Origin of the sequence: [Flexibacter] sp. ATCC 35103 (genome assembly GCF_001975985.1) — a bacterium.
Lineage (GTDB): Bacteria > Bacteroidota > Bacteroidia > Flavobacteriales > Flavobacteriaceae > Flavobacterium.
This window is the reverse complement of sequence record NZ_MTQF01000020.1, coordinates 1-9,704: the sequence shown is the minus strand read 5'-3', so window position 1 is coordinate 9,704 and position 9,704 is coordinate 1. Positions and strand designations below refer to the sequence as shown.

The following is a 9,704-nucleotide window of genomic DNA, read 5'->3' as shown; positions in this document are numbered from 1 at the left end:
AACTGCTCTTTTTCTTCTGTACAGAGGTAGCTGAAACTTTCAACAGGCGCCGCAGAGTTTTCCAATAATTGTGTCAGTAAAAATTCAAAATGAGAAAATATTTCTTTTATAAAATCATTTTCATATATATCGGTGTTATATTCAATTGCCAGTTTTAAACCATCATCTTCCGAAAAAGTAAAACTCATATCAAATTGAGAAGTTTTATTTTCAAGCAAATAATTGCTTATCTCAAGATTTGTTAATTCTTCTCCACTATTAATATTATTAAGCTGGTTTTGGTTCTGTAAAACAACCATTACATCAAATAATGCTGAACGGCTTGTGTCTCTGATTAAATCCAGTTTTCCCACTAATTGGTCAAACGGATAACTCTGATGTTCATAAGCTTCCAGTAAAATTTCTTTTTCGTGCGCCAGTAAATCTAAAAAGCTTCCGTTTTCTTTAAATTGGGTTCTAATCGCCAAAGTGTTTACATACAAACCAAGCTGATTTTCTAAATCCGGATGGTCTCTGCCTGCTATTGGAGTTCCTAAAATAATATCGTTGTGCCCTGTATAGCGATGCAAAAGAGCATTTATACCAGTCATTAAGGTCATAAACAACGTAACATCAGACTCTTTTGAAAATGATTTTAACTTATCTAAAAATGATTTAGAATAACGATGTGATTTAGTTTCTCCATTATAGGTTTGTACTACAGGGCGAGTCTTAAAAGCTGGAAGCTCCAGTATTGGTAATTCTCCCTGAAATTTATTTAACCAGTACTGCTCTGAGATTACATGTTTGTTTTGCTGTAATTCGTCATTATTCCATACGGCATAATCTTTATACTGAATACTTAGATCTGCTAAATCAATTTTTTTAGATTGCAAAAGCGCATTATAAGCTTTTACAATTTCAGAAACTAAAAGTTCTATCGACCATCCGTCACCAATGATATGATGTATCGATAAGCAAAAAACAAATTCTTGTTCTTTTAGTTTAATAAGCGAAGCCCGTATTAGTGGTCCGTTTTCTAAATCAAACGGAATACTGTTCTTTTTTTGCAAATAAGCATTAATTGCCTCTTCCTTATTTGTTGTTAAAGTAAAATCTTCCTGAATTATTTTAAAATCTACGGACGCTGCAGGAACAACATATTGACGAATTTCTCCGGCTTCGTTTGTTTTGAAGTTCGTTCTTAAAATTTCATGACGGTTGATTAACAGCTTAAAAGATTCTTCAAATTTATCTGCTTCAATTAATCCTGTTAATCGAATAGCGGTAGAAATATTATAAGCCAGTGAACCACCTTCAAATTGGCTGAGTATCCATAAGCGATATTGAGCGGCTGATAAAGGATATGATTCTTCTGTAGCAGCTTTAGGAATAGCAATATATGCATTGCCTTGTAATTGCCTGCTTATTTTTTCTATAGTCTGGCTTTCAAAAAACACTTTAAAAGATACTGTTTTCCCTAATTGCTTGTGGATTTGATTGATTACCTGAGCCACCATTAAACTGTGACCTCCTAATTCAAAGAAATTATCTAAAATACCAATTTTTTCAAGACCTAAAACATTTTGCCATATTAAGGCCAGCTTTTGTTCTGTCTCGTTTCTTGGGGCAATATATTCCTTCAATACTATATCTTCTCCTGAAATTTCCGGCAATGTTTTAGTATCGACTTTTCCATTAGAGGTTAATGGCAATTCTTTCAACACGATATAAAAACCCGGAATCATATATTCCGGCAGTTTTTCTTGCAGATACTGGCGTAATTTTGATTTATCTAAATCATCAGATACCAGATATGCAACCAATACTTTTTCTTTATTGACTTGTTTTACGGCAACAAAAACCTGTTTTAAGCTTTCTGAATACTGCAAAATTATGCTTTCTATTTCTCCAGGTTCTATCCTGAATCCTCTGATCTTAACCTGATGATCATTTCTGTTTAAAAATTCAATATTCCCATCCGGCAATAATCTGCCAAGATCTCCGGATTTATAAATTCTTTCTGCTATTTTAAATGGATGCGGTACAAATTTAGTCGCAGTTAGCGCTGGCTGATTTAAGTATCCTCTTGCCAAACCATCTCCGCCAACACAAATTTCACCCACAGAACCTATAGGCTGTAGTTCATTATTTGCACTTAAAATATAACAATCAGAATTTGCTATTGCTTTTCCTATCGGAATAGTATCCTGCGAAACTTCGACATTTTTTACTTCATAATAAGAAGAAAACACCGTGTTTTCTGTTGGCCCGTAAACGTGAATTAAATGAATCCACGGGTATTTATTTTTAAATTTTAAAGTATGATTTACAGATACAAGTTCACCTCCAAACAATACATATCTGATATTTTTTAAATCCAAATCACTATCTGTCAGATTATTAAACAATGCCGTAGTAATAAAAAACGTATTTACATTTTGATCTTTTATTAACTTGCCCAAAGAAGACATGTCTAAATAAGAATTCTGTACAGGAATTATTAAAGCTGTCCCGTTTAAAAGTGCTGAAAAAATATCAAAAACAGATCCATCAAAAGAAAAATTGGATAAACTCAGTATATTGCCAATTTCATCTGTCGCTATAAAGTTGGTTTGTCTTACTAAGCGAATGACATTTTTATGCTCTACCATTACACCTTTTGGGTTTCCTGTAGTTCCTGAAGTATAGATTACATAAACCAAATCATTAGCATGGTTTATTTTTTCGGGATTCTCTGTCGAATACTGCCCTTTTATCGCATTAAACCTTTTTAATTCTTCGTCATTTATTACAACTTTACTTTTACTATCCTGTTCTATATAAGCTATTCGCTCTTCCGGATAATTAATATCGATTGGCACATATGCGGCTCCGGATTTTAAAATACCCAGCATTGCAATAATCGTTTTTTCATTTCTGTCAAGCTTAATACCAACTAAATCATCTGCTTTAATTTGGTACTGCTCCCTTAAATATCTTCCTAATTGATTCGCTTTTTCGTTGAGTTCTTTAAATGTCAGCTTTATATCTTCAAACACAACGGCAATATTATTGGGTGTATGTAATGCCTGCTCTTCAAATAATTCAATTATGGTTTTATCTTTTGGATAATCGGTTTTATTGTTATTAAAGGTTAACAGCAATTGCTGCTTTTCTTCTGCCGACAGATAATCTATTTTAGAAATACTAATTTCAGGATTTGATAACAATGCCAAAAAGATGTTTTCTAAATGCAAAAACATTCGAGCTATTAAAGAGCTATCATAAATATCTGTATTATATTCTATTAAAAGACTTAATCTCTGGTTTTCCATAAAAGTAAAACTCAGATCAAATTTTGAAATTTTATTTATAAGACCATAACCACTTACCTGAATATTAGATAATTCTTCGGTATTAAGGTTATTCAATTGCCCCTGGTTTTGTAAAACAACCAAGACATCAAATAAGGCAGAACGGCTTGTATCTCTGGATAGATTTAGTTTGCCAACCAACGAATCAAAAGGATAATTCTGATGCTCGTATGCGCTTAAAAGTGTTTCTTTTTGTAAATCCAGCAGCTCAGAAAAATTCATTTCTTCTTTTAGCTGTGTACGAATAGCCAGCGTATTAAGATACAATCCTAATTGATTTTCTAAATCAGGATGTTCTCTTCCTGCAACAGGCGTACCCACTATAATGTCGTACTGGTTGGTATAACGGTGCAATAACGTATTTACAGCAGCCATTAAGGTCATGAAAATCGTAACATCCTGATCTTGTGAAAAGGCTTTTATTTTATCTGTTAATTCTGTTGAAAATTCATAGCTTACACGATCTCCGTTATACGTTTTTACTAACGGGCGAGTTTTAAAACCTGGTAAATTCAATACCGATATTTCTCCTGAAAACTGATTAAACCAATATTGCTCTGAATGTTTTTGTTTTTCCTGCTGTAATACTGCATTTAACCATACCGCATAATCTTTGTATTGTAGGGTTAATACGGGTAATGTAATTTCTTTTTCTGCTATAAGTGCATTGTAGCTTTTTACTATTTCGGCAATTAATAATTCCATTGACCAGCCATCACCAATAATGTGGTGCATAGACAGGTAAAAAACATACGTTTCTTCTTCTAGTTTTATTAGACTTGCACGTATAAGCAAATCTTTTTCAAGATTAAAAATAACATTATTGTTTTCTTTTAAATAAGACTGAAGGCTTTCTTCGGGATTATTCTCTAAACTAAAATCTTTTCTTGACAATGCAAAAGCAAAAAGGTCTGCAGCAGTAATATATTGACGGTTTTCGCCTTCGTCGTTTGTTTTGAAATTGGTTCGTAAAATTTCATGACGCTTTATCAATAACCTAAAGGATTCTTCGAGTTTATCTGCATTAATTTTTCCTTCAAACTTTACGGCAGCAGGTATATTATATGCCAGAGACCCACCCTCTAACTGGCTTAGAATCCAAAATCTTTCCTGCGATGGTGACATCGGATAAGATTCCATCTCCGGAGTATTTTCAATTGCAATATAAGTGTCGTCTTTTAACTGATCTGCTAAAGACTCAATCGTAGGATTTTTAAAGAAATCACTAAATGAAATACTTTTACCGGATTTTTTATATAATCTGTTAATGACCTGAACCATAACTAAACTATGCCCGCCCAATTCAAAGAAGTTATCGCTTATTCCTATTTTTTCTATTCCTAAAACTTCTTCCCAGATTTTAATCAGATCTTCTTCTGTTTCATTACGCGGAGCAATGTACTTATTCTTTATAATATCCTGCGAATCAACATCCGGTAAGCTATTTCGGTCTATTTTTCCGTTTGATGTCAGAGGAAGTTCTGTTAGCGCTACATAAAAACCGGGAACCATATAATCCGGTAAATTTTCATTTAAAAAAGCACGTAATTCTGACTTGTCGATTACTGAATCTGATACAAAATAGGCGACTAGATTTTTGTCGGCATTTGATTCTTTTACCGTAACAACAACATGTTTTAAATCTTCTGAATATTCTAAAATCTGATTCTCTATTTCTTCAAGCTCAATTCTGTGTCCTCTAATTTTTACCTGATGATCTTTTCTGCCTAAGAACTTAATATTACCATCAGGAAGCCAATATCCAAGGTCGCCTGTTTTATACATTCTGCCTTGCATAAAAGGATTGTGAATAAATTTTTCTGATGTAAGCTCCGGATTATTTATATAACCTCTGGCCAAACCGGATCCGGAAATATAAATTTCACCAGATTTTCCCTGAGATTGTAATCCCTGATATTCATCTAAAATTAAAATGGATGTGTTTGAAATTGGAGTACCTATTAAAATAGATTCATCATTTGGTTTTACTTCATAAACAACACAACCAACAGTAGCTTCAGTTGGGCCGTATTCATTATAAATTTTAATTTTAGGATTTATTTCCCTTAATGTATTTACATGACTTCTACGAAGTTCTTCTCCTCCAACTATTACTAATTCGATGTTACTGTCTTTTATACCTAAACTTTCTAAAATGCTTATATGAGAAGGTGTTAGTTTAACACAGGAAATTTTACTTTGAAAATATTGCTTAAGAATATTGGATATTTCTTTATCGGCATCAAACAAATACAAACTTCCGCCACTAACTAAAGGTAAAAACAAACTGGTTAGTGTTAAATCAAAAGATAATGAAGTAAACAAACCAAAATTTGTATTTGATAAACCTCCTTCTAAATAAGCCGATTTGGCCCAATACAGATAATTGGATAACGACTCATGTTCTATCATTACTCCCTTTGGATTACCTGTTGATCCAGAAGTATAAATAACGTAGGCCAAATTTTTGACATCTATTTCTAATTTCTCAAAATTTGCATTGAATTCTGAAGATTCAAACTCTACATCTATAGCAAAAACAGCTCCTTCATAGAAACCCAGATCCAATAAATACGATACCTCAGTTATCAATAATTTTATTCCGGCATCTTCTGCAACAAACGATTTACGGGCAGCAGGCAATTCAGGCTCAATAGGCACAAATACAGCGCCTGCTTTTAATATTCCTAATATGGAAATAATCGCCCATTCGTTTTTATTTAACTGAGTCCCTACAGTATCGCCCTCTTTTATACCATATTCTTTTATTAAGCAATCAGCCAATTGATTAACTTTAATGTTAAATTCTCTATAGGTTAATTGTTTTCCTTCAAATACCAAAGCGATATTCTCTGGTGCTTTACTAACCTGTTCTTCAAACAAATCAATTATCGTTTTTTCTTTTAGATAATATATTTCTGTATTATTAAAATCTATCAGTAATTGATTTTTCTCTTTGTCTGTTAAATATTGGATGGTCTCAATTATGCTGTCAGGATTGTCTAACAACTGCATCACTAAGTTTTCAAAATGGGCAAACATTTTCTCAATTGAATAAGCATCATAAATATCAGTATTGTAGTCAATTACAAGATCTAACTCCTTTGATTCTATGAAAGTGAAATTAAGATCTACTTTTGCTACCTTATTTTTAAAATCATATTCGCTTATTTCTATTCCTTCAAGTCGCGGTAAAGCAGCAATATCTGTTTCTGACACACTCTTAAAATCGATAATAACATCAAATAAAGCAGAACGGCTGGCATCTCTTTTTAAATGCAGTTTTCCCACCAATGCATCAAATGGATAACTTTGATGCTTGTAAGCTTCTAATAAAACTTTCTTTTCTTTATTCAGTAAATCCAGAAAACTTAAATTCTTTTCAAATTGAGTTCTAATAGCTAGTGTATTTAAATACAACCCTATCTGATTCTCTAAATCCGGATGTTCCCTGCCCGCTATCGGAGTTCCTAAAACAATATCGTTTTGTCCCGTATATCGATACAAAAGACTATTTATACCAGTCATCAATATCATAAATACAGTAACATCATTTTCTTTTGAAAATAATTTTATCTTGTCTGAAAAACGCTTTGAGAATTTATGCCTTAAACGATCTCCATTGTAGGTTTGTAACTGCGGACGAGGTTTAAAACCAGGCAGATCCAATATCGGTAATTCTCCTTTAAACTGATTAAGCCAATATTGCTCTGAAGCTTTGTATTTTTCCTGCTGCAAGGAAGAATTTAGCCAGACTGCATAATCTTTGTATTGTATTTTTAAATTTGGTAAATCAATTTCTTTTTCTTTTATAAGAGCATTATATATTTTTATAATTTCAGAAATTAATAATTCCATCGACCAGCCGTCAACAATAATATGATGCAGAGAGAGAAATAAAACATAATCATCTTCCTTCAGTTTAATTAGACAAACCCTTAATAATAAGTCCTTCGTCAAATCAAACGGAATACTATTTTCTCTTTCTAAATAATCAGCAATCATTGCTTCCTGATCCTCTACTAAACTATAATCTTTGCAGGTTATTCTAAAATTCAGCGATTCTTCCGCAACAATATATTGGCGGTTTTCTCCATCTTCATTTGTTTTGAACTCAGTTCTTAAAATCTCATGACGATTAATTAATATTTTAAAAGATTTTTCGAATTTTAGAATATCTATTCTTCCTTTTATTCGAACTGCTGCCGGAATATTATAAGCCACTGATCCACCTTGAAACTGACTTAATATCCATAATCGGTATTGCGAAGCAGACAACGGATATGATTCTGATACTGGTGCCGGATCAATAGGTGTATAAAGATTATACGATCTGCTATTGTCTTTTAAAAATTGTAAAATCTCTACCTTATTTTTCTTGATTTCTTCCAAAAGTAAATTTGGAATTTCATGATGATCGAATTTTAATTTCAGATTTTCATTATCTAAAGAAACATGAATTTTATTTTGTCTAAGCCTGTCGATTAACTCTCTCATTATATAATTATTTCATTTTTAAAATCAAGACTAGTATGCAACCACTCTTTCTCATTTATTATGGCTGCTATAGCTTGTATTTCTCTTTTGAATAAAATATCTCCTATCGAAATTTCTACATTAAACTCTGTTATGATTTTTTTTATCACAATCATAGCATTTAAGCTATGTCCGCCCAATTCGAAAAAATTATCTGTAACTCCTATTTCTTCTATATTCAAAACTTCTTTCCATATCAAAACCAATCGTTCTTCTGTATCGTTTCTTGGGGCTACAAATTCTTTCTTTATAATATCTTTTTCTTCGATATCAGGTAAAGCTTTTCTATCTGTCTTTCCGTTAGGTGTTAATGGTAATTTTTCTAATTGTATGTAAAAATTTGGAACCATATAATCCGGAAGTCTTTCCTGAAGAAAACTGCGCAACTCAGATTTATCAATATTTATAGCAGATACAAAATAGGCAGCCAGTACTTTTTCATTATTTACTTCTTTTAATTCTAAAATAACTTGTTTTAAACTTTCAGAATACTTTAGAATATTTTTTTCAATATCGCCAAGTTCAATTCTATAACCCCTTATTTTAATCTGGTTATCATTTCTTCCTAAAAACTCAATCTCTCCTTTGTAGTTCCATTTACCAACATCTCCGGTTTTATACAATAAACTTTTATCATGAAATGGATTTTTGATAAAGCTCTTTTTTGTTAGCTTTTGATTTTTATAATATCCTTTCGCCAATCCGTCTCCACTTATATAAATATCGCCTGATACTGCTATTGATTTCGGTTTTAAAAACTGGTCCAGAATATATATTTGTGTATTATTTATCGGTGTTCCAATATTAGAAGCATCAAAAAAATGTTCTATCTTTTTTACACTCGACCAGATAGTGGTTTCCGTTGGCCCATACATATTCCACACCTCTAAACTTCTGTTTAATAAATCTTTGGCTAAGGATTCACTCAATAAATCACCACCGCAAAGCATTTTTGTCTTTTTGTTTCCATGCCAGTCCATATTAAATAATAATTGGTAAAAGCTTGGAGTTGATTGAATTATAGTAGGTTGTATTTGCTCTAATTTTTCTATAATAAGAGAAGGATCAGATAAGACTTTCTGATTGGCAACATACAAAGTAGCTCCTGAAATTAAAGGCCCGAAAAACTCTAAAATTGAAATATCAAAAGAATAAGTCGTAACCGAGAAAAATATATCTTTTGAACTAATTCCTGGTTTTTCTTGCATACTGCACAAAAAGTTAATCAAAGATTGATGTCCTATTTCTACCCCTTTTGGATTACCTGTTGAACCTGATGTATAAATTATATAAGCTGTGTCTTCTGGCGATACTTTTACAGTTAAATTTCCTTCAAATCGGTTTGTGTTTTCTAAAATATCTTCTAATGATATTTTAGATAAGTTTTTAGCTCCTTCCAATTCGTATTCATTTTCACTGATAAGTATTTTGCTTTTACTATTTTCAATAATATATCTTAATCTGTCTTTTGGAAAAACGGGATCTAATGGAATATAAGATCTGCCTGATTTTAATATGCCTAATAAAACTGCTACCATATCAACAGATCGATCTAATAAAATTGCAATTCCTGATTTATCATTTTCACCAAAAGTGTCAATAAGATATGCTGCTATTTTGCTTGATAATTTGTCAAGTTCCGAATAGGAATAAAATCTAAAATCATCCTTTAATGCTACTTGCTCCGGTGATTTTAATACCTGCTGTTCAAACAAATCGATTATGGTTTTATCCGCAGGATAATCTGCCTTCGTGTTGTTGAAACCGTTTAAAAGTTCCTCTCTTTCTAAAGCCGTAATGTAATCGATCTTGTCAATACTCATTTCCGGATCT

At 32.0% G+C, this 9,704-nt stretch carries 2 protein-coding genes; both read right to left on the bottom strand.

Going from position 1 to position 9,704, the window contains the following annotated elements; genetic code table 11:
* Positions 1–7,832: non-ribosomal peptide synthetase (locus BXU01_RS24015; protein ID WP_083696226.1), on the bottom strand; the 7,832-nt coding region annotated here is incomplete at its 3' end.
* Positions 7,832–9,704, bottom strand: a 1,873-nt coding sequence (locus tag BXU01_RS24010; RefSeq protein WP_123774174.1) for an amino acid adenylation domain-containing protein, incomplete at its 5' end; no start/stop codon positions are given. The genes BXU01_RS24010 and BXU01_RS24015, both read right to left, overlap by 1 nt.